Source organism: Curtobacterium ammoniigenes NBRC 101786 (assembly GCF_001571045.1).
Taxonomy (GTDB): domain Bacteria; phylum Actinomycetota; class Actinomycetes; order Actinomycetales; family Microbacteriaceae; genus Curtobacterium; species Curtobacterium ammoniigenes.
This window is the reverse complement of sequence record NZ_BCSV01000002.1, coordinates 24,199-49,818: the sequence shown is the minus strand read 5'-3', so window position 1 is coordinate 49,818 and position 25,620 is coordinate 24,199. Positions and strand designations below refer to the sequence as shown.

The window sequence follows — 25,620 nt, the reverse complement described above, 5'->3', positions numbered from 1 at the left end:
CTCAGTCCGACCAATCGCCGACACTGAAACGCGCCGACTGCGCGAGCACGACGAGGATGCCGAGGACCGCGACGACCCAGAAGACCCAGCGCCACCGTCTGCTTCGCAGCGTCGATGCGACGAGGACCATCAACGGGAACTGGACGGTGCTCTCACGCGCGATCGACGTGAACGCATAGCTCGTGATCATCGACAGCGTGGCGAGGCCGACGTACACCGCTTCGGGCCACCAGCGACGAGCGATGAGGACAACGACGCCGAGCACGTACAGGCAGGCGAAGACGATGTCCATCCACGCCTGGATATGGCCGGCGCGCACGACCTCCGGGGAGGTTGCCATGGTGAGCGTGCGCTCGAAGGCCTGCCACGGCCAATGCGTGCTCCGATGCCACGCGGTCTGCTCCGCATGGAACCAGGCCAGCGGATCCCCGGTCCGGCGCCAAAGCCAAGCGAAGTACCAGACCACACCGAGCGAACCGACGACGACGAACCCCAGGGCGCGCGCCACCCACGGTGCGTGCAGTCGGCGCTGGCGGAGGGCGAAGAGCACTACGAGCGCGACGGCGAGGAACACCGTCTCGATCCGGATCGTTCCCGCGAGCGCCGTCAGCACGCCTGCGAGCAGCCATCGACCATCACGCATTGCGAGCCACGCTCCGAGTGCTGGAACGAGATAGAGGCCTTCCGGGTACGAGGCAACGAGGAACAGTGCGTATGGCCCCGCGAGCATTAGCACGACCGCACCGACCGCAGTCGCCGGACCAAACCGAGGCAGGACCAGACGCCACAGCAGGATGGCCGATCCAAGGGACGCAGCCGCGGTGACCGTCCACATCGCGATCGCGATCTCAAGCGGAGTCGGCGAGACGGTGATGAACGCGGCCTCCGCGAGGAATCGCGACACCAGCGGATACCCGGGCAGGAAGGCCTGCGTGAACGGCAGCGATTGCGGAGCGAAGTAGCCGTACTGCGCCACGTTCGCGTAGTTCTCGCTATCCCAGTGCGCGAGGAGCAGGAAGAACGATCCAGGGCCCGTCAGTGCGCCCGGATTCCGAACTGACGACCATACGACACCTGCGAGTTCCACCGCGGCGTGTGACAGCGCCCAGATCACAACAACAAGCGCGACCCGCCTGGTGAGGATGTGGACGCGGGGACGGGCTGGACGGCTGCGTTCCGCAGTGCCCGGTGCGACCGCGGCCGAAGACTCCATCAGGCGCGAGTATAAGTGCCCGTCACTGCTCGGACAGCAGCACCGGCTCGAGCTTGGCGCGCTTCGCGGCGCGACCGTCGCCGGAGGACCGCCGCGTCAGACGCCTCCCGACCCAGGGCAGGACATAATCGCGCCAATACTCGGGCACTGACGGTCGGACGATCTCTGCCGCCTTCAGGGCCGGTAACGATACGTCCACGTGCAGCGCGCGCAGCACGTTCTGCGCCACGCGGAGGTGTCCGGCCGTGTTCAGGTGCAGCGAATCCACTGCCCAATACCGCTGGTCGAACAGCTCCGGGTCGCCCCAGTTGTCGACGACCGTCACATCCGGACGCTCACCGAACGCGCGGATCGCGTCGGCGAACCGGTTTCCCCGCGCCTCGATGACCCGTCCGAGCGGCAGGTGTTTCGTCATGTTCGCCACGGTCACGAACATCACATGCGCACCCGAGGCCGCGGCACGGTCCATCGCCGCGAACAGGCGCGACGTCAGATCTGGAATTGCGACCCGCGGTCGGATGATGTCGTTGTTTCCGCCGCTCACTGACAGCAGCGCCGGTCGAAGGGCGATCGCCGCCTCCAACTGGTCGTCCAGAATGGGTCGGAGCAGCCGCCCCCGTACCGCGAGATTCGCATAGGTCACGGTCTCCGGGTCAGCCGCCCGCGCGAGTCCGAGCGCGACCAGATCCGCCCAGCCGCGCACCGAACCATCCGGGAGCTCATCACCGATGCCCTCCGCAAAGCTGTCTCCGATCGCGGCGAAACTCCGGGGCGTTGCATCCACACAACAATTCTGCTCCTCGTGCGGTGTGGGGCGGGGTGAAAACGGCGGAGGGGACCGGCGCTCGTCGATCCCCTCCGCCGGCCGCTCGGCCGGCCCGCTGCGCGCGTCAGTTGCAGAGCGTCAAGTGCTCCACATCAGAGGACAGCGCGAACGTTCCACCGATCAGCGTGACGTTCGTCGCTCCGAGGGCCGCAACCTCCGCGTTCAACACTTCTGGCGTGCAGGTGTTCGTCGCGGTCAGGAGCGGCGCTCCCTTCGCCGCAGCGAGCGCGGAACCAGCAAGCGCGTCCGGGAACGCATAGCCCGTGGCGACGTAGACGTGCGAGGCGCCCGTCGGGAACGCGTTCGCCGCAATCTTCGCTGCCGTATCGAACCGGTCGCTTCCGGAGATGCGCGTTACCGCTGCAGCGGAGTGCGCCGCCTGGAGTTGTGATGCGACCGCGGGAGAGACGGCGTTGGGTCCGCCCACCACGGTGATCGTGTGCGCGCCGAGCGAACCGATGAGCGAGTTCGTCGTCGCGTCGACGCTCGAGCCGCCACCGTTGACGAGCAGGACCGGGATTCCTTCCGACCCGGCCGCCGCTGCTGCTGCGAGCGCGTCGGGGAAGTTGGTGCCCGTCGCAACATCGACCGATGTCACGGAGGTGCCACTCGGCCAGGCGTCCTGGACGATCGCATCCGCCGTCCCGAACCGATCCGAGCCGCTGATGCGGGTGACCGACGCACCGGGCGCGGCCGAGCGGATCTGATCCATCACGCCGTCGGACACGGCGAACGGGCCGCCGACCACGACAACGCGCTTCGGAGCGAGCGCCGCGATCTCATCGCTGACGTCCTGCGGGAGCGCCGTCGGTGCGGTGAGCAGCAAGGGTGCATGCTCCTTCGCCGCCGCGGGGCCGGCAGCGAGTGCGTCCGGATAGTTCGTTCCGGTGGCCACGAACACGGTGCCGCCTGTCGTCCCGCCGTACGCAGCCTGCGCCAACGCGACCGAAGTGGCGTAGCGGTCGGCGCCGGAGACGCGGTCCACGTTCACCGAGCCCGTCGTACCGACGTACCCCGGCCCTCCGAACCAGAGCGCGTGCGCGGTGGCGACAGCGTTCGACGTGCCATTCGCAGTGCGCAGCTCGGAAGCGACTCCTGACGTCGACACGGTGACCACGTAGCTCGCTTCGCTCGTGTTGGCACCGTCGATGGCGGTCTCTGTGAACGCGACGTTGCCGTTCGGATCCTTCACCAGGTTGTACGGGTACAGCTTCGGATTGGGAATCGCATAGGTCTGGTTTCCGCCGTTCTCGGAGAGCGCCAGGAGGCTTGACGTGCCGTCGCTAGTCTCCTCCAGATACCAGACGCGTCCGTCGGCACCGACCACGGAGTCGACGCCGTACTCCGTGGACGTGGAGTACTTCTCGGTGAAGCCGTTCGAGGTCTCGTTGAACTCGTAGATGTCGCCGCCGTCCGTGAACACCCACGGATTCCCGTTCGGACCGATCGTCAGGACGTCGCCCTGCGTCTGATCAGGAATCCCGTAGGTGGTGGCGACGCCCGCGGTCGTCATCTTCACGAGCTCGCCGCCCGAATTCGAGGACGGGATGAGCCAGAGATCACCGTTCGCGTCGGTGACGATCCCCTTGTCGCTGTTCGACACACCATCGGACGCCGCGCCCGAGGGCAGCGGGTACGTGAACGGCGTCAGGGTGCCGGTCGCGTCGAAGCGGTACACGATCGGTGCGCTCGCATCCGCGTACCAGACGGTCCCGTTCGGCGCTGCGGCGACCGAGTAGGCGGTGCCCTGCATTGTGGTGGAACTCTTGACCACCGAGCCGTCGGTGGCGATGCGGTAGGCCGAGTTCCCCTGGTAGGAGGCTGTGTAGAGGGCGCCGTCCGAGCCGAGCGTCAGCGCGAGCAGCGGCTGACCCGGGTCGACCGAGAACGGCGTGACACTGCCATCGGCATTGATCCGATCCACCGACCCGTTGGCGGTATCGGCCCACGGCAGGCCATCACTCCCCACCGCCATGTAATCGGCGGCGTCTGTCGAATCGGGCAACGGATACTCGTGCGCATACGGCGTGCTGACCGGCGTTGTCTGATCGGCGCTGGCGGAGGTCCACGCTCCCAGTCCGCTGACCGCGAGCGTGCCAGCGGTCGTGACGGCCGCGATGATCCCAGTGACACGTCTGCGTGTCATGCGTTCCCCCTTGGGTCGTGCCGCAGACCTGTGACCGCGGACAGGAGAACTCAAGCAGAATCGGAGGATTGCTCGCAGACCCCCGAGTAGGGGTGGCCGGTCAGATGTCGGCGTCGATTGGTCGTCAGGACGGGCAGCCGCGGTGCTCGTTCACAGAGGTACGCGGTGATGATGCGCGCAAACCTGAACGTTCCTTCGGGTGGGGTTGACTCACGGGATGCGGGGCCGTACATTGAAACCATTCAATGAGAAAGCGGTTTCCCAACGCTTGACGTGCCGGATGCAGCTCCAGGGGTCGGAGCGCATCCCGTTTCCCGACGTCTCCGTGCTGGCCGCCTCAGAACGCGACGATGAGCAAGGAGGCTCACCATGTCGGCACCACGCATGCCTGAACGCGCCCCGTCTTCCGGAACCGCGATCGATCCAACGGGTGACCAAGCGCGATGGTCACGACGCGCTGCGCTCGCCGGCATCGGCACTGCAGCGCTCCTCGGCGGCGTCAGCTGGACCGCGACCGCGGCGCAGGCGGCCGAACCCGCGACCGGACACGGCGACGTCACGTCGAAGGACCTCAACGTCGTGAACGTGCGCGACTTCGGCGCCACCGGCAACGGTTCCACGGATGATTCGAGAGCGTTCCAGAACGCCTTCGACGCCGCCGCGAGTTCCGGCGTCGTCGTGGTCGTCGTGCCGCCCGGAACCTACGCGATCGCGAGCACGCTCGCTGCGAAAGCACCGATCCGCATCGTCGGGCTCGGCGGGTGGTCGAGCAGCGAACTCGTGATCGACGCGTCGCTGTCCGTCGGGATCAGCCTGCAACAGGCTTCGACTGCCGAGATCTACCCGGGTCCCGCAATGCAGCTGATTGATCTGTCCTTCTCGTATAGCGGAACCGGGAACATCCTCGCCTTCGACGAAAGCGCACTGCGTTCCCCGTTCCAGGACACCCTCGTCTCGGGCTGCCGCTTCCTGCTTGGCGCGAACGGCACCGCGATCTCGAGCGTCAATCAGCGGTCGCTCATGGTCACCGAATGCCAGTTCCTCGGCAAACAATCGGGGCAAGGCACCGCGATTCGTCTCAATGACTCCGATAACACGACGATTCAGCAGAACGTCTTCTACCACCTCGGGTACTGCGTCTACGGCGTCCGCGGGCAGAACCGAACGTTCGACGCCGGCATCATCATGATGACGAACAGCATGTCGAGCTTCACCGAAGGGGTGTACCTCGACGGCTGGGAGACAGTCCAAGCGATCGGCAACATGATCGACGGCGGCACGACGAGCTGCGTCCATCTGATCGACGGATACCACTCGATCATCGCGAACAACTACCTCGGGATCTCTGGCGGGAACGGCCTGCTCATGGAGACCTCAAGCCCCTTCGGGACCAAGTTCGAGGGGCAGGTCCAGTTCACCGGGAACTATCTGAACCACTATCTGGCGACCGGGCCGGCGTCGATCCAACTGAGCGGCGTCAATGCACAGCGCCCGATCGACCAGGTGAACATCGTCGACAACATCGTCAACGGCTACGGTCAATACGGCGTCCAGCTGACGAACGCCCAAAATGTGCGCGTCGCCGGAAACACGCTCCGGGCCTCCGCGTCCGGGTCGGTGAGCATCAGCGACACCACGCCGGGCAAGAACTACATCTACGACAACATCGTCGACGGCCCTGTGCAGGCCGAGGGCGATGTGCAGCGCGACAACTGGTCCCTCGTTCCGTTCCCGGCATAAGCGAACAGCGCAATGACGATCGAACAACGCGCCGAGGGGCGCGGCGCCGAACGACGCGGCGGGAACGGCATCGGCCACATCGCGTACTGGCTCTGCGGAGAGATCGGCTGGATGGGCGGGCTCAACGCCGCCTGGATCCTCGGAACCCTGCTCGGCGGAGTGGTCCTCGGAGTCGGACCCGCGACCGCCGCAGCGTTCGCGCTCGCCCGACGCCATCAGCGCGGCGACGGCATCCGGCTCATCCGCGATTTCTGGCGTGCGTACCGATCGCAATGGAGGCATGCCAACGCCGTCTTCGGGCCGGTGGCGGCCGTCGGCGCCTCCCTGGCATTCACCTGGTCGTGGGTCCTCCAGATCGGCGCGCCGATCGCCGGAATAGTGGTGCTGGTTCCGATCAGCGCCCTCTTCGTCGCGGTCGCAAGCGTGGTCGGCCCCATGCAGAGCCACTACGTCCTGCCCTGGTTCCGATACGTGCCCGTGGCGGTGCGCTTCGTCCTATCGATGCCGTGGGCGATCGGGCTCTTGGGCGCACTCGTCGTCGTCGTCGCACTCGCCTCGATCGCGGTCCCTGCCTTGCCGGTGTTCCTCACGATCGGCGCGTGGATCCAACTCGACGCGGTCCTGTGCATGGCGATGTTCACCGCGAACGACAGCAGACAGACCACCGTCCCCGAGCCGCCATCCGGCTCCTGACGTAGTTCCATCCGTTCATAAGGAGATTTCAATGAGGAAAGTCACCGCGAAGCGGTCAGCGCTGCTTGTCGGCGCGGCCGTCAGCGCGATCGCGCTCGGCCTGACCGGCTGCACCGCAGCAGCGCCGTCGAGTTCGGCTACGGCAGCCAAGCTCTCGACGCTCACGATCATGGCGCCGTATCTGACGACCCAGGCGCCGGCGCAGACGAATCCCATCGGCACCGCGCTCGACAAGGCAATCGGCACGAACCTCAACATCACGTGGGTGCCGAACTCGTCGTACGAGGACAAGACGAACATCACCCTCGCGGGCAGCAACGTCCCGCAGGTCATGGTCATCCAGAGCAAAGATTCCGGCTTCGTCAACACCGCTGAAGCGGGCGGCTTCTGGAATCTCACGAACTATCTGAAGGACTACCCGAACCTCGACACCACCGAGCCGCAGGTGCAGCAGGCTTCGAGCATCAATGGGCAGGTGTACGGCATCTTCCGTGCGCGAGACGTGATGCGCACCGCCGTGATCGTCCGAAAGGACTGGCTGCAGAAACTCGGCCTGCAGATGCCGAAGACCACGGCCGACCTGCTCAAGGTCGCGAAGGCGTTCACCAACGACGACCCCAACGGGGACGGCAAGAAGGACACCTGGGGCATCGAGATTCCGAAGTGGCCGGGCGGATTCGCGACGAACAGCCCGTATGACGCCATCGAGACCTGGTACGGCGCCGGGAACGACTGGTACAAGAAGGGCAGCAGCCTGGAGCCGAGTTTCACCTCGAGCAAGTGGATCGATGCGCTCAACTTCGAGAAGCAGCTCGTGGAGGGCGGCTACGTCAACCCTGATTACGCGACGCTCGACTCGGTCGACTGGAACCAGGCCTTCCTCAACGGGAAGGCGGGAATCATCATCGACACCTACTCGCGCGCCCGTCAGATCGAGAGCCTCCTCGAGAAGCAGGATCCGAACAGCTACCAGGGCATGGTCGGCGTCACCGGGAATCTCATCGGCCCGGACGGGACGATGCACGCGCTGCCCACCCCCGGGTACTCCGGATTCCTCGCGATCCCGAAGTCGTCGGTGAAGACGGTCGCGCAGCTCAAGGCCGTGCTGTCCGTGCTGAACAAGATGAACTCGAAGCAGGCCCAGATCATCATGAACAACGGGCTCGCGGGTCAGAACTTCACGGTGAAGAACAACCTCGCAGAGCCGATCACCTCGGCCGCAGCGACGAACCTGCAGACGATCACGGCCAGCTATGCGCAGCTCGGCACCAACGTTACGGGCAACAAGTTCTACCTGCCGGCACAGCCGAACGCGTACGACCAGCAGATGTACGACAGCGAGTTGAAGACAGCCGCAGCCGACACGAAGCACGCCGTGTACAACCCCGCTGCCGCGTATGTCTCGAAGACCTACACGCAGCAGGGCGCGACGCTCGACAACATCATCGTCGACGCCCGACTGAAGTACATCTCTGGCCAGGAGAACCTGCAGCAACTCAAGGCGGCAATCCAGCAGTGGAAGGCCAGCGGCGGCTCGCAGGTCATCAGCGAGACGAACGCGCTCTACAAGAAAGACAAGTAACGACCAGCGGTGGGTCGGCTGCGCCGCCAGCCGACCCACCGGGATCGTGACGAGACAACGAGGCCCGAGATGTCGATTCAGAAGCTCGACGCTGCCGACGCAGTAATCCTGACGGAGGTCGTCGCCCCGGCGCGCGTCCGCACGCGTCGCAATCGCTGGAGCACCGCTTGGCGGCGCTACCGATGGTTCTACCTGATGCTCATACCGGGGGTCGCCTACTTTGCGATCTTCCGCTACGCACCGATGGTCGGGGCGGTCATCGCCTTCAAGAACTACGTTCCGTTCCTCGGCATCTTCGGCAGTCAGTGGGTCGGCTGGGCCCAGTTTCAGCAGCTCTTCGGGTCGCCGGACTTCCTGCGAATCCTGACGAACACGCTGATCCTCGCGGGTCTGAACCTGTTCATCTGCTTCCCGCTGACGATCGTCGTCGCGCTGCTGCTCAACGAACTCCGGCTCACGGCGGTCAAGCGTTCGGTGCAGACCCTCATCTACATCCCGCACTTCCTCGCCTGGACGATCGTCGCAGCCCTGACCTATCTGCTGTTCGCGCAAGGCTCCGGGGTGCTCTTCGGATTCTTCAACGGTGTCCTCGGAACGCACGTCAACTTCCTGACCTCGCCCACCTGGTTCCGGCCCCTGATCATCCTGCAGAACATGTGGAAGACGACCGGCTGGGGCACGATCATCTATCTCGCTGCGCTGGCCGGGGTGGACGCGAACCAGTACGAGGCGGCGATCATCGACGGCGCCGGCCGGTGGAGCCGAACGTGGCACGTCACACTGCCCGCCATCCGGGGCACCATCGTCGTGATGCTCATCCTGTCCATGGGGGCCATCCTGAACACCGGATTCGAGCAGATCTACCTGATGACCAACTCGCTGAACCGGAGTGTGGCTGACGTCTTCGACACCTTCGTCTACTTCGTGGGCATCTCCCAAGGCTCATACAGCTACGCAACCGCCGTCGGTCTGTTCAAAGCCCTCGTCGGCGTCATTCTCATCGGCGGCGCGAACTGGCTCGCCAAGCGTCTCGGACAGGACGGGATCTTCTGATGACCGAAACGACCACCGGCATCGTCGGCATTGCACGCCGTCCCCGTCGAACCACACAGCGGCGCGAGCGCTATCGCTACAACACGCGGGCCGGTCGCGTGTTCGACGTGTTCAACCTCGTCTTCCTGATCGCGATCGGGTTGGTCGCGCTCTTCCCGCTCGTCTTCGTGTTCGTGCGATCGTTCGCGCCGGAGGCTGAACTCGAGTCGAGTGCATTCTTCCTCTGGCCCAAGCAGTTCACGCTCGAGGCGTACACGACCGTGTTCTCCACGCCGACGTTCCCGCGCGCTCTCATCACGACCGTGGTCGTGACCGCAGTCGGCACGGTGATCCAGCTCTTTCTGACGGTGCTCATGGCCTATCCGCTCTCCAAGCGCGGGCTGCCCGGACGAAACCTCATCATGAGCGCCGTCGTCTTCGCCATGGTGTTCTCAGGTGGCATGATCCCGACGTTCCTCGTCGTGAAAAACCTCGGCCTGCTGAACAACTACCTCGCGCTGATCCTGCCGTTGGCGATCGATCCGTTCAGCCTGATCATCGTCAAGAACTTCTTCCAGAACCTCCCCGCCGAGCTCGAAGAGGCGGCGCGGGTCGATGGCGCCTCGGACTTCGGTGTGTTCTGGCGCATCGCGCTCCCGCTGTCGAAGCCCGTCCTCGCGACATTCGCGCTCTTTTACGCGGTCGCGATCTGGAACGACTACATGTCTCCGCTGCTCTACCTGAACAACAGCAATATGTGGACGCTGCAGATGTTCCTGCAGCAAGCGACCACTGCCTCCAATCTGCAGACCGCGCAGCAGAACCAACCCGGCTACGTGCCTCCGTCGGAAGGGGTGAAGTACGCGGTCGTTGTCGTCTCGACGATTCCGGTGCTGTTGTTCTATCCATTCCTGCAGAAGCACTTCGCGAAGGGCATGCTCATCGGAGCGGTGAAGGGATGAGCATCCTCCTCGCGGGTGATTCCACGGTGGCACCCCCAAAGCCCGAAGAGTTCCCACTGAGCGGATGGGGCGGCGCACTCCACGAGTTCGTTCCGGATCGCATCTCGAATCATGCTGTGGGCGGGGCGACCACAACCTCATTCATCGAGGAGGGCCGCTGGTCTGCGCTCCTCGCAGAGCTTCGCGACGACGATACGGTCATCATCCAGTTCGGTCATAACGACCAGAAATATGCGCCACTGGTCCGCGCGATCGCGCTCTATCGCGCCAATCTGCGCGCGTTCGTTCTCGCAGTCCGAGCGCGCGGAGCGCATCCGGTCCTCGCGACGTCGCCGGAGCGTCGCCTCTTCTCCAGGGAGAGCCTCCGGCGCTCACACGGACCGTTTCCGCAGATCGTCCGCGACCTCGGCCACGATCTCGGTGTGCCGGTGATCGACCTCACCGCGTTCACGCGGTGGCTCTACGTCTGGCTCGGCCCCGACGACTCGCGAAAGCTCTTCGTCCACCTTGAGCCCGGAGTATCGGCGCACTGGCCGGAAGGCGTCGAGGACAACACGCATTTCACGGTCGAGGGTGCACGCGCCATCGCCTGCTTCGTCGCGGAATCGCTCGCCGCGATCCGCCGCGTCGGTGAGGACGCCAACCCTATCGGGAAGTGGGGCGTGCAGCCGTGAGCGTGCTGTACCGCAATCCGCTCCGGACGCCGGCGGATATCGCCGACTGGATTGCGGAAGGCCCGATGTCCTCGGCAGCCCGGGACGACGGGGTCGAACTGTGGAGCCACGCTGACGAGGAGCGTCTCGGCGATCATGCCCACTTCACCGTGTGGTGTCCGGTCGAATTTCCGGACGGCGTTCGTATCGAATGGTCGTTCCGCCCGCGGACTGACGACGGACTCGCGATGGCGTTCTTCTCGGCGACCGGTATCGGAGCAGACTTGTTCGCCCCTCAGCTGCCCGCTCGGTCCGGGTACTACCCCGAATACCACTCCGGCGCAGTCCGAACCCTGCACGCCTCGTACTACCGACGGAAATGGGCCACTGAGCGCCGGTTCACAACATGCAATCTCCGGAAATCGCCCGGATTCGAGCTCGTTGCGCAGGGAGCCGACCCGATTCCGGCAATCGGTGACGTCGACGGCTTCTATCGCGTGAGCGTCGAGAAACGCGGGCCGCACGTCCGCTTCGCCATCGATGACCTCCCGCTGTTCACGTGGACGGACCCAGACCCACAACCGATCGCCGGCGGGCGTTTCGGACTGAGACAGATGGCACCACTCCGCGCTGCCTACCGAGACCTCGAGGTGACCGAACTCCATGACTGACACCACAATCGACACGGCAACCGGACGCTCGTCCACCGGCACCGGCGAGCCCTTCGCCGGGGTCAGCCTCAACTGGCTCGGCGGCGGGCGACCCCGCGCGCTCGATGGAGCGGCTGTGTGCGGGGCGCCCCTTCCGCGTGGCGTCGCGAGCGATGTCGACACGCTCGCCCTCGTCGATGCGACCGGAGCGGCCGTCGACACCCAGCTCTGGCCGCTCGCGACCTGGCCCGACGGATCACTGAAGTGGGTCGGCGTCGCGACCACGACGGTCAGCGACCGATACGCGCTTCGGCTTCGGGCCTCCGAGCAGGAGGCGACCCAAGACGGAGCCGCGGTCCGCGTCGTTCAGGAACCGCAGGGGATTCGCGTCGAAACGGGTCCGCTCGTGGTCGTCGTGCCGACAACCGGCCCCGCCGTCCTTCGGGACATCGAACGTGACGGAACGCTCATCGCGTCGGACGCCAGATTCGTGAGCACCCTGCAGACGACCGCTCCGGAGTCCGACACCCTGCGCGAACGTCACCAATTCGAGAGCACGATCACCGCGGCTGTGGTCGAACAGTCGGGTCCGGTTCGCGCCGTGATCCGCATTGAGGGCGAGCATCGGGCGTTGGACGAGTCGCGCTCCTGGCTGCCGTTCACGGTCCGGCTGCACTTCAGCGCCGGCCATTCGGGCATTCGGCTCACGCACTCCTTCATCTGGAACGGGGACGCCGATCACGACTTCCTCGCCGGTCTCGGCCTTCGCCTGTCCGTTCCGCTGCGCGCGCCGCTGCACGACCGGCACGTCCGGATCGCCGGCGCAGATGGTGGCGTGTTCGCCGAAGCAGTGCGCGGCATCACCGGTCTGCGCCGCGATCCGGGCCCAGAGGTGCGCGCCGCACAGATCGCCGGGCGGACGACGCCACCGCTCGAGGAGTGGAGCCCGGCCGTTTCGGAACGGATGCAGTGGATTCCTGCGTGGAACGACGTCACGCTGACGCAGCTCACGCCCGACGGGTTCACCCTGAAGAAGCGCACCGCAGCTGGACGCGGTTGGGTCGGCGTGACCGCCGGCACTCGGTCAGGAGGCGCCGCCTACGTTGGCGACACCGAAGGCGGAATGGGGATCGGCGTCCGCGACTTCTGGCAGTCGTACCCGGTGCAACTCGACATCCGCGACGCAGCATCCGACTCCGCGTCGCTCACGGCATGGCTCTACGCGCCAGAGGCCGAGCCCATGGACATGCGGTTCTACCACGACGGACTCGGCCAGGAGGATTACGCCGATCAGCTCGACGCCCTGGAGATCACCTACGAGGACTACGAGCCCGGATTCGGTGACGTGCACGGCATCGCTCGGACGCATGAGCTCTGGCTGCATCCGTATGCGGCGACTCCCAGCGCGGAGGAGTTCGCCGAACACGCCCGATGCGTCAGTGACCCGGCGCAGCTGGTCGCCGCATCGGACGGCATCCGCGCAGCCGGCGTGTTCGGCGACTGGGCGCTCACGGATCGCAGCACGCCACAGCGCGAGCAGCTCGAGAGCCAGCTCGGCGCGCTGTTCGAGTTCTATCGCGGTCAGGTCGACCAGCGCCGGTGGTACGGATTCTGGAACTACGGCGACGTCATGCACACGTACGACGAAGATCGGCACACCTGGCGATACGACGTCGGGGGGTATGCGTGGGACAACTCCGAACTGTCGCCCGATCTGTGGCTCTGGTACACGTTCCTCCGGACCGGACGGAAAGACGTCTTCCGCATGGCAGAAGCCATGACGCGGCACACCGGCGAGGTGGACACCTACCATCTCGGCCGATTCCGAGGCCTCGGCTCGCGCCACAACGTGCAGCACTGGGGCTGCAGCGCCAAGCAACTGCGCATCAGCAATCCGATGTACCGGCGGTTCTTCTACTACTTGACGGCCGACGAGCGCACGGGCGATCTCATGCATGAACTGCGGGACAGCGACCGCACGTTCCTGGCCCTCGATCCGACGCGGAAGGTGCGAAGCGATGCCGCCACCTACCGCCCGGACCAGCACGCGCTCGCGGTCGGGCTCGGCACGGACTGGGGTGCCCTCGCAGCGACGTGGCTCACCGAATGGGAGCGATTCGACGATGCGTGGTCGCGTGATCGTCTGCTCGGCACGATGACCGATATCGGAAATCTCCCGAAGGGCTTCCTCACCGGGGAGGCGCTGTATGACCTCGACACCGGCCGTTTCGAGACATCACGAGATCGCGTCATGGTGTCGCATCTCAATGCGATCTTCGGGCTGGTCGAGGTGTGCAGCGAGCTCATCGATCTCGTCGACATCCCGGCGTTCCAAGCGGCCTGGATGCAGTACTGCCGGCTCTTCCTCGCCACGGACGACGAGCAGATCGCGGCGGTCGGTGAAGTCCTGCACGGGACGAATCTCACGCAGGCGCATAGCCGACTCCTCGCCTACGTGGCGAATCGCTCTGGCGATGAAGACCTTGCGCGACGAGCGTGGCGGGCGTTCTTCGCGAGTGGCGAGTTCCTCGCGCAGGGTGATTTCCATGAGGCAGCAGCCGCCCTGCGGATCCGCACCGTGCTGCCACCGTTCGTCGTCGCCCCGGTCGAAGAGGGCATCGGGATTTCGACGAATGCCTCGGCGCAGTTCGGGCTCGCGGCGATCCAGAACCTCGCACTCATCGGGGGGTACCTGGAGTCGAGCGGGGCGTGACGGAACGTCCGTCGCCGTCGGAGCGTCAGGTTGACGGGTCGTGCCCGACGGCCCGCCGCCCCGTACCCGGTGTCAGATGTCGGCGCGTCAGATGTCGGCGTCGATGCGGTAGTGGCTGAGCACCGGAGGCGCGACGACGATCGTGCCGAGCGATGACGCTCCGTCGGGCGTTGCCCGGAACGCGCGGTACGCAGCGTCGTGCTCCATCGACTCCCACCGCTCGACAAGCAGGACGTGTGTCGGCTCGGTCTCGTCGAAGGTGACCTCGACGCCCTGGCAGCCGTCGAACGCGCGGGTTGCCTGCAGCGTCTCGTGGATCACGCGGGGTGCGTCATCCATGGCGTCGGGACGCACGGTGAATTCGAGCAGGGCGATGATCGGCATGAGCGCTCCGTTGCGAGTCGTTGTGGAAGGGCGATTCGTCCACCGTATTCGCTCGCGCGTTCCCACGGACCGGGCCGGGGTCGAGAATGAGACGTCCGCTGCGCGAGAGGAACCCGATGACCGAGAGCACCCCACAAGAGCACGCCCATGCGTCGGCCGGTCCGTCCGAGCGGGTCGAGCGACTGCTCGCGGCCATGAGCGTCGAGGAAAAGGTCGGGCAGCTGACGCAGCTGTTCTACTTCGGCGGTCCGGCGTCCGTCGCCGGTGCCGATTCCGAGATCGCGCAGCAGCCGCGCATGGTTGAAGGCGCGCTCGCGCGCGGTGCCGTCGGGTCGCTGCTCTTCGTGACGGACCCGGCTGAGAACAATCGGCTGCAGCAGCTCGCGATCGACGGCAGTGCGCATCGCATTCCGGTGATCTTCGGGTTCGATGTGATCCACGGCTTCCGGACCATCTTCCCCGTGCCGATCGCACTCGCGGCCAGTTGGAATCCTGACCTCATCACCCAGGCGCAGTCCGTTGCCGCGCGAGAGGCGCGCGCCGTCGGCATCCACTGGGCATTCGCCCCGATGGTCGACATTGCTCGCGATCCACGATGGGGTCGGATCGTCGAAGGCGCTGGGGAGGACCCCTATCTCGGTGCCGTCGTCGCGGCTGCGCAGGTTCGCGGTTTCCAAGGCGATCACATCGGTGCGCCTGACCACATCCTCGCCGGGCCGAAGCACTTCGCCGGATACGGAGCCGCGCTCGGCGGCCGTGACTACGACGAGGTCGACCTGTCCGACCAGGAGTTCTGGAACACGTACCTGCCGCCGTTCCGGGCCGCTGTCGAAGCCGGCGCAGCCAACATCATGTCCGCGTACATGGATCTCAACGGCGTCCCGGCCACCGGGAACGCCTGGCTGCTGACGGACGTACTCCGCGACGCGCTCGGGTTCGACGGGTTCGTCGTCACCGATGCGAATGCCGCAAAAGACCTCGAGACCCACCATTTCGCCGCCGACCCTGCGGACGCCGCCGTTCGGGCGATCACCGCGGGTGTCGACATGGAGATGGCGATCTTCGAGCCCGCGTTCGCACATCTGGTCGACGCCGTCGCGGCCGGACGAGTCGACACCGCGCGCCTCGACGAGGCCGTGCGCCGGATCCTCACCGTCAAAGAGCAACTCGGGCTGTTCGACGACCCGTTCGTCGACGTCGACACCGCCGAGCAGGTGCTCACAGATCCCGCCCACCGTGCCGTCGCTCGGGCGGCAGCCGAAGGTGCCGCGGTGCTTCTCCGCAACGACAACGGGGTCCTCCCGCTGCACGCGGAGTCGGTGAACACCGTTGCGGTGATCGGCCCCCTCGCCGACTCCGCCCGCGACACGATCGGCCCATGGGTGTTCGCGTACGACGGCGACGAGACGGTGACGATCGCCGATGGAATCCGGGCGCGCCTCCAGGGCATTGCCGAGGTCACCGTCGCGCAGGGTGTGCCGCGGCCGACTCGGACCTTCCCCTCGATGTTCGACATGTGGGGCGACGGCAGCCCGAAGGACCCCAGCGGGTTCGACGCCGACTCCGCGCTGCAGCACGCCGTCGACACAGCGACCCAAGCGGACTTCGCGATCGTCGTCATCGGCGAGCAGCAGGACATGATCGGCGAGAGCGCCTCCCGCTCCGACCTGTCACTCCCCGGCGATCAGCTCCGCCTGCTGGAGGCTGTGGTCGCCACCGGCACGCCTGTCGTCGTCGTCCTCATGAGCGGGCGTCCGCTCGACATCCGCTGGGTCGCGGAGCACGTCCCCGCGATCCTCCAGGCCTGGTACCCCGGAACCCGAGGGGGTGAGGCCGTCGCACGTCTGCTCTTCGGCGATACCGCCCCCACCGGGAAGCTCCCGTTCACGTGGCCGCGGAACGTCGGGCAGGTACCGATGCACCACGCCGTGACCCGCTCGCACGCACCGAACGATCAGGGGCGCCGGTACTGGGACGTTGCGAGCACCCCGCTCTACCCGTTCGGACACGGCCTCACCTACACCCACTTCGAATACGGCACGCCGCGCGTCGACCACAGCCCGATCCCGCTCGACGGCGCCGTGACGGTGACCGTCGACATCACGAACGTCGGCGACCGTGACGGCACCGAAACCGCGCAGCTCTACCTGCACCAGCGGTTCGGCACCTCCTCGCGGCCACTTCGGCAGCTCGTCGGATTCCAGCGCGTGCAGATCGCGGCCGGTGCCACCGAGACCGTGACGTTCACGATCGGCGCCGAGGCCCGCCGATACTGGAGCGCCGCGACGCGCGACTGGGTCACCGACGCCAGCCAATTCGACGTCTGGGTCGGCGGCAGCGCCGACGCGACGGCACACACCGAGTTCACCGTCGAACGCTGATCCTGGGCAAAGCCGGTTCTTCGAGAACTCCCACGTTGGGATCGAACCGGGCGCACCAGCATGCGGAACAATCGAATGGGGTCCGGTCGGAAAGGATGCACATGCGCTCGCGCGCGTTCGCGGTCCTCCGCATCACCACACCGATCGTCATCATCGTCGCGTCAGTGGTCATCGCGTGCATCTTCGTTACCCCGCGCGCAACGTCCGAGGGCACAGGGATCCACCCATCCCGGGTCGTCACCATCGGCGACTCGATCATGGCCGGCCTCAACCTCGACCCGTCCGAAGCATGGCCTGCGGTCATCGGCGACGAGCGCGACGCCACCGTGACCAACCTCGGCTGCAGCGGCGCAGGATTCATCGCCGGCGGCACCTGCGGAACCGACTTCCGAGGGCTCATCGCGAAAGCCGAAGCGACCAAACCGCAACTCGTCATCATCCAGTCGTCCGACAACGACCTCGGCCAATCGCCCGCCAAACTCACCGCAGCCACCGACGCCACCCTCGTTGAACTCCGCCGAGCCCTCCCGCACGCCACAATCGTCGGCTTCAACACCCTGTGGGACCAACCCGGCACCGCGCCCACCGAAGTGACCTACAGCTCCGAGGAACTCCGCGACGCCCTCAGAGAAGTCAAGGGCACATACATCGACATCGGCCAACCGCTCCGCGGCACCCCCGGCCTCATGCAGAGCGACCACGAACACCCCACAGCCGCAGGCCAACGCGTCCTCGCCGCCGCAATCATCGCCGCGCTCCAGCGCGCAGGAATCAACCTCTAACGGCCCGCCCCGGCCCGGCCCGTCCCGGCGCGGCGCTGCCCGGCACGGCGCGGCGGTGCCCAGCAGGACGCGGCGCGGCCCGTTCAGATGCCGATGAGCTCCGCAACCTGCGCCGAATACACGCCCGGTCGGGCAACCGCGTTCACGGTCGGCATCTGGGCTCCATCCGCGCTCGCCGAGCCGTCCCGGGCCGCTGCACGCGGATCAGCGCCACCGCCGTACCCGCCCGCGCCCGCGCGAGCACCCCACTCGGCGTCCATCGTCTCGACCTCGGCGATCAAGCCCAGCAGCGCCTCGAAATGATCCGTGAGGATCTCACGCCACACACCCGGCGCCCCCATCGCGAGCGCGCGAAGCGTCGCCGCCTCCGGCAACTGCCATGCCGCGCCCGCGCCGCCCATCGTCACCGACGTCGCGAGCCGGCAATCGTGCAACTGCTCCGCCACGATCTCGATCTCCCGCGCACCGCGCGACGCCCACCGCGCACGCCCAGCCCCGAGGAGCAGCAACTGCTCGTCGTACTTGAACAGCAGCGTCTCGAGCAGCTCACGGAGCCGCCACAACTGCGCCGCCAACTCGTTCGCTTCGCGATGGGTCATTGCAAGGTCCGTTCCAGGTACGGCACTCCGGCTCAGTCAGCGTGGTGGGGGCCGACCAGAGCCTCGGGAAAGGAGGCGCGGTGCACCGAGCGTAGCGTCCACGCACAAGAAAGAAACCAGAATCTTGCACCAAGCGAGCGGGAAACGCCCAGAAAAGCCCTAGGCGCTCTTCCGCAGCGGCACCTGGATCGCGCCCAGGTCGTCGGCCACGATCACCTGTGCCGCGGCACCCGCGGTCTCATCGATCAGGATCGGCGCGAGCAGGTTGGCGGTCACGCCGGCCGCGCTCGGCGTCACGACGAGAAACACTCGCGCCTGCGGCAGCTCCGTGCCGGGCAGGTCCGGCGCGTAGTCCGGCATGTACGTCGCCGCACCGACGACGAACAGGCGGAGCAGCGGCTGTTCGTGCGCGCGCAGCGTGTAGGTGTCGATCGCCCCGGCGAGCGGTGCGAAGTCGTACTCGATGTGCGGCTCGAGGCCGGCGAGCGGCTCGCGGAACGTCAGCGTGGTCATTTCAAGTAGTCCATCAGGGTCGGCTGGATGCTTTTCGCGGTCACGGCGAGGGCAGTCTGGTACGCCACCTGCTGCGTCTGCATCTCGAGAATCACTTGTGCACTGTCGACATCCTGCAGCCCGGTCTGCGACGCCTGCAACTGGGTCGACTGATTCGTCAGCGCCGTGGTCGCCGCGGTCATCTGGTTCTGCGCCGTGCCGACGGTCGACTCGGCGTTCTGCACGTTCGTCAGATAGGTGTCGATCGCGCCGAGCTGACTGCCGACATTCCCGCCGCTCGTGACCGCCGCGCTCAGCGAGTCGATGAGCGAGAAGATCGACGAGCCTCCGCTGCCGAACACGCTCGAACCGTCGACATCGACGCGGACCGTCGAGTCGGTCCCGACCCGTCGCTGCACCGAGCTTCCAGCGGTTCCCGTGAACGCGTACGACGCCGTGAACGCCGCCGACGCATCCGAGGTTCCGGCGAACACGCTGCGACCCTGATACTGCGTGTTCGCGAGCGACAGCAGCGTCTGTTTGATGGCCTGCATCTGCTGCGCCGCGGCCTGCTGGGAGGTCGGGCTCGCCGTCGCCGTGTTCGCCGCCTGCACCACCAGGTCGCGCAGCTGCGTCAGCGCGGTGTTCGCGGACGACAGTGCGCCGCCCGCGGTCGAGAGCCAGGCGGTGCCGTCGGCGGCGTTCCGCTGGTACTGCGTGTTCCGGGCGAGGGTCTGCTGGATCTGGAGCAGCTGCGCCGTACCGGCGGGGTCGTCGGACGGTTTGCTGATCGCGATGCCGGTCGACGCCTCCTGATCGAGTTGATACAAGCGCGCCGCGCTCGACTGGATGTTCTGCTGCGCCGCGGCGAGCTGCATCGAATTGGTCACACGGAAGCTCATGGTCACCCCAGTCCGACGAGTCCGGTGTGGTTGATCAGCTGATCGAGCATCGAGTCGATCGCGGTCATGACGCGGGCCGATCCCTCGTAGGCGTGCTGGTAGGCGATGAGGTTCATGTTCTCCTCGTCGAGGCTGACCGACTCCTGCGACGCCTGCGCTGTGGTCGCGGCGGTCTGCGCGGCCTGGTCGAGCGTCGACTGGTCGGCGGCACTCTTGCTCTGCGCGCCGAGCGCCACGACACCCGCCGACCATCCGGCATCCGGTGACCCCGGGGAGGCGCCGATCTGGCTGATCGCATCGGCGACCGATCCGTCTGCGGCCCCGGCACCGACCGCGCCCACCGCCACGCCGGAGGCGTTCGTCGGGATGACGGAGAGTCCGAGCGCGGGCGGGCCGCTGCTCGCGAGGCCGAAGAACGACACGCCGGTCGCGCCAGACGGCGTCGCTCCCGTCGTGCTGATCGCGTTCACCTGCGTCGCCAGACTCGTGGCGAGGCTGTTCAGGTTCGCCGCGGTCTCCGCGATCACGCCGCCGTTGCCGGCCGCGTTCGCGGGAGCGAGCAGCGACAGGTTCGCCGCGATCGAGCCGGAGCCGATCGCAACCGGGGTGCCCTGGTTGCTCCACTGCACCGACACGGGGGCGCCCGCGGCGCCGTCGAGCGTCGTCGCACCGGCTACCGTGGCGGGCCGGGCGACGGTGCCCTGCACGAGCATGTCGCCGCCGATCGTCACCGAGACCGTGTGGTCCGCGTTCTCGGTGACCGATGCGCCGGTGAGCGTCGCGAGGTCGTTGAGCGCGGCGTTCCGTTGCCCGACCAGTTCGTTGACGTTTCCGCCGCTCGCTGCGATCGCGCGGATCTGCCCGTTCAGTTGCGCCACCTGCGAGGCATCGGTGTTGAGCTGCGTCACCGCGGTGCTCACGGCCTCGCGGGTTCCGGACCACTGCTGCTGCAACGACTGGTAGTCGCCGGCGATCTGCTGCACCACGGTCTGCGCCTGGCCGAGCAGCGCGCTCACCGGCGCTGCAGCACCCGGCTGGTTGGAGACGTCTTGCCATGCGGCCCAGAACGTCGTCAACCGGGCGGACAGGCCGGACGAGCCGGGCTCGCTGAGCGTCGACTCGATCTGCGACAGCGCTGACGCGCGGGCACCGCTGTAGGCGGCGGTCGCCGAGCTCGTGCGCGCCTGCGCATCGAGCAGTGCCGACCCGAGCCCGGCGATCTGCGTCACAGCGACGCCTTGCCCGACAGTGGCGTTGCCGGTCGCCGTCGTGACGAGCCCGGTTTGCGCGGCTCCGGCGGCGGCCTGCAGGTCGACGGTCTCGCGCACATATCCGGCGGTTCCGGCGTTCGCGATGTTCTGCCCGGTGACCTCGATCCCGGTCTGCGCAGCGGACAGACCGGAGTACGCCGTGTTCAGGTCACCGATCATGTTCGGGGCCATCGTCGTCCTGTTCTCTCGTCAGCTCGTCGTTGCGTGGTTCGCGATGCGGCGATCAGAGATTGGCGTCCACGAGGCGCGCTCGCGTCGGCGTCGACGCAGCGGTTCCCTCGGACGTGTAGACGGTCGGCGGCTCCGCAACCGCATCGAAGGCGTCCTGCGTCGCCCGCAGCGCGCTGCGGATCAGGCGGTCGTTCCCGCCGCGAATTGACCGGATCTCGGTTGTGAGCGAGAGGAGCGCGTCCAGGTGCGATGCGAAGATGCCCTGCCAGGCGCCTGGGGCCCCGGCGATCACGTCGCGAAGCCGCAGGTCGCCGCTCAGCCCCCATTCCTCGGCCAGCGCCGACGTCGCGACGCCGACGGAGAGCGTCGCGGCCTTCAACCGCACGGCGATCGCCTCGGCCTCCCGCGTGACATGGGGGAGCCAGCGCGCCTTGCCCGACGCGAGCAGCAGCTGCTCCACCTCGTACTTGTAGAGCAGCAGCTCCAACAGCTCACGCTGGCGCCAGAGCTCATTCGACAGTTCGTTGGCGCCCACCGCTTGTCACATCCCATCCATGGCCCGTGCCGCTTGACGCGCTCGGTGTCGATTCATCGGCGACCGCTCCGGTGCCTCGGCTACCCCTATCGGTGGGCCACAGCAATTCGTAAGCCTGCCGGGAGGCGAGACATCAATTTCCGAACGCCGCTTACGGACCGCGCGCACCAGCCGATAGACCCCATTGCCAGCCCATGGACGGGCCGGCGCATCAACGATTCACGGAGGAATCACCATGGCAATGACGATCAACACCAACCTCAGCGCGATCACCGTCACGAACTCGCTGAACGCGAACCAGACGGCACTGAGCGACAGCATGGCGAAGCTGTCGTCGGGCTCGCAGCTGAACACCGCCGCCGACAACCCGGCAGGCCTCGCGATCTCGCAGGGTCTGCAGGCGCAGATCGGCGGTCTCACGCAGGCTGGCCAGAACACGGCAAGCGGCATCAACCTGATTCAGACCGCTTCCGGCGCGCTGAGCCAGGTGTCGAACATCCTGCAGACCATCAACAGCCTCGCCGTTCAGGCCGCCAACGACACGAACAACACCGCGTCGCGCACCGACATCCAGACGCAGGTGACTGCGCTCGCCGGTGAGCTCACGCAGATCGGGTCGTCGACGAACTTCAACGGCGTCAAGCTGCTCGACGGTTCCGCCACCGGCACTGCCGCCCTCAACTTCCAGGTCGGCTCCTCGGCGACGGACACGGTCTCGCTGGACCTCGGCTCGGCGAACGTCACCTCGATCGCCACCGCGGTCAGCGGTCTGAAGTTCGACAACGCGACCGACGCGCAGGCGTCGATCACGGCCATCCAGACGCAGATCCAGACCGTCTCGACGGCGCAGGCCACCCTTGGTTCCACGCAGAACGTGCTGCAGTCGACGGCGCAGAGCATCGCCGTCAACTCGCAGAACCTCACCGCGGCGAACTCGCAGATCGCGGACACCGACATGGCGTCCGAGATGGCGAAGTACAGCAAGGAGAGCGTGCTCATGCAGGCCGGCACCGCGATGCTGTCGCAGGCCAACCAGCAGAGCCAGCTCATCCTGAAGATCCTGCAGGGCTGATCGCGATGCGCGGCGGGGTGGCTGATCGTCGATCGGCCACCCCGCCGTCGCCTCCACCGACATTCTTCGTCTCGCCGCTGTCCGGATCGGAGCCGCACGCATGAGCATGGTGAGTCCCACGTCATCGACGCTGCCGACGCTGTCCGTCGGCAGCAACGGTCAGGTCACGGTGTCGAACCTGGTGAACAACCTCGACCCGACCGCGCTCGTCAACGCGCTCATGACCGCCGCGTCGATCCCGCAGACCGTCCTCGAGTCGCAGGTCGCCTCCGAGCAGACCGCGCTCAAGGCGTTCCAGAACATGAACACGACGCTGCAGGCGCTGCAGACGAGCGCCGCCGGCGACGCTGCGACGAACGGGCTGAACCTGCTCAGCGTCGCGAGCACGGATCCGTCCGTCAGCGCCACCGCCACGACCGCAGCGTCGCCGACGAGCTTTGCGATGCAGGTCACGCAGACCGCGCAGTCGCAGGTCTCCGTCACCGCCGCGATGGCGACGTGGCCGGACTCGAGCGGCGCAATCACGATCGTCGACTCGACCGGAACGGCGACGCAGATCACCGCGGCCTCCACGAGCATGGCCGACGTGGCGAGCGCCATCAACGGATCCGGCCTCGGTGTGAACGCCGCCGTCGTCGCGGCGGGCACCGATTCGTCCGGCAACGCGCTGTACCGGCTGCAGCTCACCTCGGCGCAGACAGGCGCCGCCGCCGCATTCCAGGTGGACGCCGGAACGAGCTCGGCGTACAGCGCGGGCACCGCGACGAACATGCTGGCCCAGCCGGGCGCCGCGACGATCAGCACGGCGCAGGACGCGAGCGTCACGCTCTGGCCGGGCACCGCGGCCGCGCAGACCACGACCTCGTCGACGAACACGTTCACGAACCTCGTCCAGGGCATCACCGTGACGGTCAGCGCTCCGACGAGCGCGCCGGTCACCCTCACGTCGACGATGGACACCGCGAACATCACGAGCGCGGCATCGTCGCTCGTCTCCGGGGTGAACACGCTCCTGCAGTACGTGACCCAGCAGTCGGCCGTGGCAACGACCTCCAACACGGACGGGACGACGACGAACACGCCGGGCCCGTTCACCGGCAACCTGCTCATTCAGGGCGTCTACCAGAGCCTGCAGAGCGCCGTCGCGGATCCGCTCGGCGCCACCGGGACCGTGTCTCCGTCGAAATACGGCATCACGCTCAACCAGGACGGCTCGCTCACGTTCGATCAGACGACGTTCCAGAGCGCGCTCGCCGCCGACCCCGCCGGAACCGTCGCCGCGATCCAGCAGATCGCGTCACGCGTGCAGACCGCCAGCGCCGAGGCGTCCGACCCGGTCACCGGCTCCATCACCACGTCGATCGCGTCGAAGCAGACGCAGATCTCCAACGACCAGTCGTCGGTCGCGAACTGGACCACCGTGCTCGCCACGAAGCGGAAGTTCCTGCAAGCCCAGTACACGGCCCTCGTCACCACGCTCGGCCAGCTGCAGTCCGAGCAGTCGTACCTCACGCAGCAGATCAACGCGCTGTACCCGTCGACGACCAGCGGCGGATAGCCGGTCTGGAGGCGCGTGACCGACCCAGCCCAAGCCTCCCGTCCGCGTCGCCCGCTCGCGTCGCCCGCCTACCGAACCACCAAGGAACCGAGGAACGCACATGCCATCGGCTGCACAGATGTACCGGGACAACGCGATCCTGTCCGCATCGCCGTCACGGCTGCTCACCATGCTCTACGACCGGCTGATCGTCGACCTGACCTGCGCGAAGGACGCGCTCGACGGCGAGCAGTTCGATGTCGCGGACTACCGGCTCTCGCACGCCGTCGAGATCATCAGCACGCTCGCCGGATCGCTCCGCCTCGACATCTGGGACGGCGCAGAAGGCCTTCTCGGGCTGTACATCTACGTGTCGAACGCACTCATCCACGTCCGAGTGAACCGTGATGTGCAGCTCGTCATCGAAGCGATCGCGCTCATGGAACCGCTCCGGGAGGCGTGGCACCAGGCCGCCGATTCGCTGGCTGCGGCCGCGGCCGACGAACGCGCCGCCGACGCCGAGGTGGTCGCGGTTGTCTGACGACTTCCGGTGGCATGCGATGCTCGACGAGTTCGAGCGGCGGGCGCACGACGCCGCCGGTGACGCACCACTCGGCCCGATCGAGCACACACCGGTCGCCGGCATCGGCCTGCCTGTCGAGCTCGCGGGTCGCGCTGCGGTTGTCGTCGTCGCGCAAGCCCGGGCGATCGCGCTGCTCCGGAAGCGGGAGACGGCGCTCCGCGAGCAGTTGCGCGCGCTGGACGACGCGGGAACGCCGCAGACGCAGGCCGCGCCTCCCGTCTACGTCGATCTGATCAGCTGACGCACTTACCAAACGGTGGGCGCTGCCGATAAGCGCAATTGAGCAGGGATCGCTCGTCTGACGGCCATGGATCGGCCCCGACTTGTTCAAGCCATCAGGGGTGTCTTGTGCTCGATTCCGTGACGATGAACGCGATGTCGTCCGCGCTCGACGGGTTCGCCGCCGCGCAGCGCGCGATCTCCAACAACATCGCGAACGTGAACACGCCGAACTATCAGGCGCAAGAGGTCGACTTCGCCGATGTCCTCGCGCGATCCGTCGCCGCCGGAAGCGGCGCACTGCCCTCGTCGGCATTTGCCCCGACGCCGAGCCTGGACCCGACGAACCTCAACGGCAACAACGTGTCCCTGCAGCAGGAGACCAGCGCCGAGATCTCGAACGGACTGAAGTTCCAGGTCGCCTCGCAGGCGATCACCGAGCAGCTCAACGAGCTCCGCAGCGCCGCGACGGTGAACTGACC

24 protein-coding genes are annotated in these 25,620 nt (G+C 66.9%); 15 read left to right on the top strand and 9 right to left on the bottom strand.

Going from position 1 to position 25,620, the window contains the following annotated elements; all coding sequences use genetic code 11:
• Nucleotide 1 precedes the first annotated feature (1 nt).
• The 3 genes from CAM01S_RS03945 to CAM01S_RS03935 all read right to left on the bottom strand — a co-directional run bounded on the left by CAM01S_RS03945 (nt 2) and on the right by CAM01S_RS03935 (nt 4,185).
• On the bottom strand, nt 2-1,213 hold the full coding sequence (locus tag CAM01S_RS03945) for a mannosyltransferase family protein (protein WP_066516905.1): 1,212 nt from the start codon (nt 1,211-1,213) through the stop codon (nt 2-4).
• A 22-nt stretch (nt 1,214-1,235) separates the two neighbouring features.
• A complete protein-coding gene (locus CAM01S_RS03940; protein WP_066516904.1) occupies nt 1,236-1,997 on the bottom strand; it encodes an SGNH/GDSL hydrolase family protein in 762 nt (253 codons plus the stop codon).
• Nucleotides 1,998-2,103: 106 nt separating this feature from the next.
• Nucleotides 2,104-4,185 carry a cell wall-binding repeat-containing protein gene (locus CAM01S_RS03935; protein ID WP_066516903.1) on the bottom strand — a complete coding sequence of 694 codons (2,082 nt, stop codon included), beginning with the start codon at nt 4,183-4,185 and terminating at the stop codon, nt 2,104-2,106.
• Between the two features lie 369 nt (nt 4,186-4,554).
• Here CAM01S_RS03935 and CAM01S_RS03930 point away from each other — a divergent pair, with 369 nt between their 5' ends.
• The 8 genes from CAM01S_RS03930 to CAM01S_RS03895 all read left to right on the top strand — a co-directional run bounded on the left by CAM01S_RS03930 (nt 4,555) and on the right by CAM01S_RS03895 (nt 14,210).
• Complete coding sequence (locus CAM01S_RS03930; protein ID WP_083527736.1) at nt 4,555-5,925, top strand: right-handed parallel beta-helix repeat-containing protein; 1,371 nt, start codon at nt 4,555-4,557, stop codon at nt 5,923-5,925.
• A gap of 12 nt (nt 5,926-5,937) precedes the next feature.
• The gene (locus CAM01S_RS03925) at nt 5,938-6,618 is read left to right on the top strand and encodes a DUF624 domain-containing protein (protein ID WP_066516899.1); all 681 of its coding nucleotides are present in this window, start codon (nt 5,938-5,940) and stop codon (nt 6,616-6,618) included.
• A gap of 31 nt (nt 6,619-6,649) precedes the next feature.
• The gene (locus tag CAM01S_RS03920) at nt 6,650-8,200 is read left to right on the top strand and encodes a type 2 periplasmic-binding domain-containing protein (protein WP_066516897.1); all 1,551 of its coding nucleotides are present in this window, start codon (nt 6,650-6,652) and stop codon (nt 8,198-8,200) included.
• A 69-nt stretch (nt 8,201-8,269) separates the two neighbouring features.
• On the top strand, nt 8,270-9,253 hold the full coding sequence (locus CAM01S_RS03915) for an ABC transporter permease (RefSeq protein WP_083527735.1): 984 nt from the start codon (nt 8,270-8,272) through the stop codon (nt 9,251-9,253).
• On the top strand, nt 9,253-10,194 hold the full coding sequence (locus CAM01S_RS03910; RefSeq protein ID WP_083527734.1) for a carbohydrate ABC transporter permease: 942 nt from the start codon (nt 9,253-9,255) through the stop codon (nt 10,192-10,194). The genes CAM01S_RS03915 and CAM01S_RS03910 overlap by 1 nt, the downstream gene beginning before the upstream one ends.
• The gene (locus CAM01S_RS03905; protein WP_066516896.1) at nt 10,191-10,868 is read left to right on the top strand and encodes a rhamnogalacturonan acetylesterase; all 678 of its coding nucleotides are present in this window, start codon (nt 10,191-10,193) and stop codon (nt 10,866-10,868) included. The genes CAM01S_RS03910 and CAM01S_RS03905 overlap by 4 nt, the downstream gene beginning before the upstream one ends.
• The gene (locus tag CAM01S_RS03900) at nt 10,850-11,518 is read left to right on the top strand and encodes a DUF1961 family protein (RefSeq protein WP_066516895.1); all 669 of its coding nucleotides are present in this window, start codon (nt 10,850-10,852) and stop codon (nt 11,516-11,518) included. The genes CAM01S_RS03905 and CAM01S_RS03900 overlap by 19 nt, the downstream gene beginning before the upstream one ends.
• The gene (locus CAM01S_RS03895; RefSeq protein ID WP_157071402.1) at nt 11,511-14,210 is read left to right on the top strand and encodes an exo-rhamnogalacturonan lyase family protein; all 2,700 of its coding nucleotides are present in this window, start codon (nt 11,511-11,513) and stop codon (nt 14,208-14,210) included. The genes CAM01S_RS03900 and CAM01S_RS03895 overlap by 8 nt, the downstream gene beginning before the upstream one ends.
• Before the next feature lie 87 nt (nt 14,211-14,297).
• On the opposite strand, the gene CAM01S_RS03890 is transcribed toward CAM01S_RS03895, so the two are convergent.
• Nucleotides 14,298-14,594 carry a putative quinol monooxygenase gene (locus CAM01S_RS03890; RefSeq protein ID WP_066516893.1) on the bottom strand — a complete coding sequence of 99 codons (297 nt, stop codon included), beginning with the start codon at nt 14,592-14,594 and terminating at the stop codon, nt 14,298-14,300.
• Between the two features lie 116 nt (nt 14,595-14,710).
• On the opposite strand from CAM01S_RS03890, the gene CAM01S_RS03885 reads away from it, so the two are divergent.
• Entirely contained in the window at nt 14,711-16,975 is a 2,265-nt protein-coding gene (locus CAM01S_RS03885; protein WP_066516888.1) for a glycoside hydrolase family 3 N-terminal domain-containing protein, read from the top strand.
• A gap of 101 nt (nt 16,976-17,076) precedes the next feature.
• The gene (locus CAM01S_RS03880) at nt 17,077-17,757 is read left to right on the top strand and encodes an SGNH/GDSL hydrolase family protein (protein ID WP_066516887.1); all 681 of its coding nucleotides are present in this window, start codon (nt 17,077-17,079) and stop codon (nt 17,755-17,757) included.
• 83 nt (nt 17,758-17,840) lie between these two features.
• Here CAM01S_RS03880 and CAM01S_RS03875 read toward each other — a convergent pair whose 3' ends face one another.
• From CAM01S_RS03875 to flgN, 5 genes are all read right to left on the bottom strand, one after another.
• Nucleotides 17,841-18,356, bottom strand: a complete 516-nt coding sequence (locus tag CAM01S_RS03875; RefSeq protein WP_066516886.1) for a hypothetical protein — start codon at nt 18,354-18,356, stop codon at nt 17,841-17,843.
• Nucleotides 18,357-18,515: 159 nt separating this feature from the next.
• Entirely contained in the window at nt 18,516-18,869 is a 354-nt protein-coding gene (locus CAM01S_RS03870) for a flagellar assembly protein FliW (RefSeq protein WP_066516884.1), read from the bottom strand.
• Nucleotides 18,866-19,738, bottom strand: a complete 873-nt coding sequence (flgL, locus tag CAM01S_RS03865) for a flagellar hook-associated protein FlgL (RefSeq protein WP_169795826.1) — start codon at nt 19,736-19,738, stop codon at nt 18,866-18,868. Before flgL ends, CAM01S_RS03870 begins: the two co-directional genes overlap by 4 nt.
• A gap of 14 nt (nt 19,739-19,752) precedes the next feature.
• On the bottom strand, nt 19,753-21,192 hold the full coding sequence (flgK, locus tag CAM01S_RS03860; RefSeq protein WP_066516880.1) for a flagellar hook-associated protein FlgK: 1,440 nt from the start codon (nt 21,190-21,192) through the stop codon (nt 19,753-19,755).
• A gap of 52 nt (nt 21,193-21,244) precedes the next feature.
• The gene (flgN, locus tag CAM01S_RS03855; protein ID WP_066516878.1) at nt 21,245-21,727 is read right to left on the bottom strand and encodes a flagellar export chaperone FlgN; all 483 of its coding nucleotides are present in this window, start codon (nt 21,725-21,727) and stop codon (nt 21,245-21,247) included.
• Nucleotides 21,728-21,962: 235 nt separating this feature from the next.
• On the opposite strand from flgN, the gene CAM01S_RS03850 reads away from it, so the two are divergent.
• From CAM01S_RS03850 to CAM01S_RS03830, 5 genes are all read left to right on the top strand, one after another.
• Nucleotides 21,963-22,799, top strand: a complete 837-nt coding sequence (locus tag CAM01S_RS03850; protein ID WP_066516874.1) for a flagellin N-terminal helical domain-containing protein — start codon at nt 21,963-21,965, stop codon at nt 22,797-22,799.
• Nucleotides 22,800-22,899: 100 nt separating this feature from the next.
• On the top strand, nt 22,900-24,357 hold the full coding sequence (gene fliD / locus CAM01S_RS03845; RefSeq protein WP_066516869.1) for a flagellar filament capping protein FliD: 1,458 nt from the start codon (nt 22,900-22,902) through the stop codon (nt 24,355-24,357).
• A 100-nt stretch (nt 24,358-24,457) separates the two neighbouring features.
• Complete coding sequence (fliS, locus tag CAM01S_RS03840) at nt 24,458-24,877, top strand: flagellar export chaperone FliS (protein WP_066516868.1); 420 nt, start codon at nt 24,458-24,460, stop codon at nt 24,875-24,877.
• Nucleotides 24,870-25,160 carry a hypothetical protein gene (locus CAM01S_RS03835; protein WP_066516866.1) on the top strand — a complete coding sequence of 97 codons (291 nt, stop codon included), beginning with the start codon at nt 24,870-24,872 and terminating at the stop codon, nt 25,158-25,160. Before fliS ends, CAM01S_RS03835 begins: the two co-directional genes overlap by 8 nt.
• Nucleotides 25,161-25,267: 107 nt before the next feature.
• The gene (locus tag CAM01S_RS03830; protein WP_066516863.1) at nt 25,268-25,618 is read left to right on the top strand and encodes a flagellar basal body rod protein FlgB; all 351 of its coding nucleotides are present in this window, start codon (nt 25,268-25,270) and stop codon (nt 25,616-25,618) included.
• Nucleotides 25,619-25,620 lie beyond the last annotated feature (2 nt).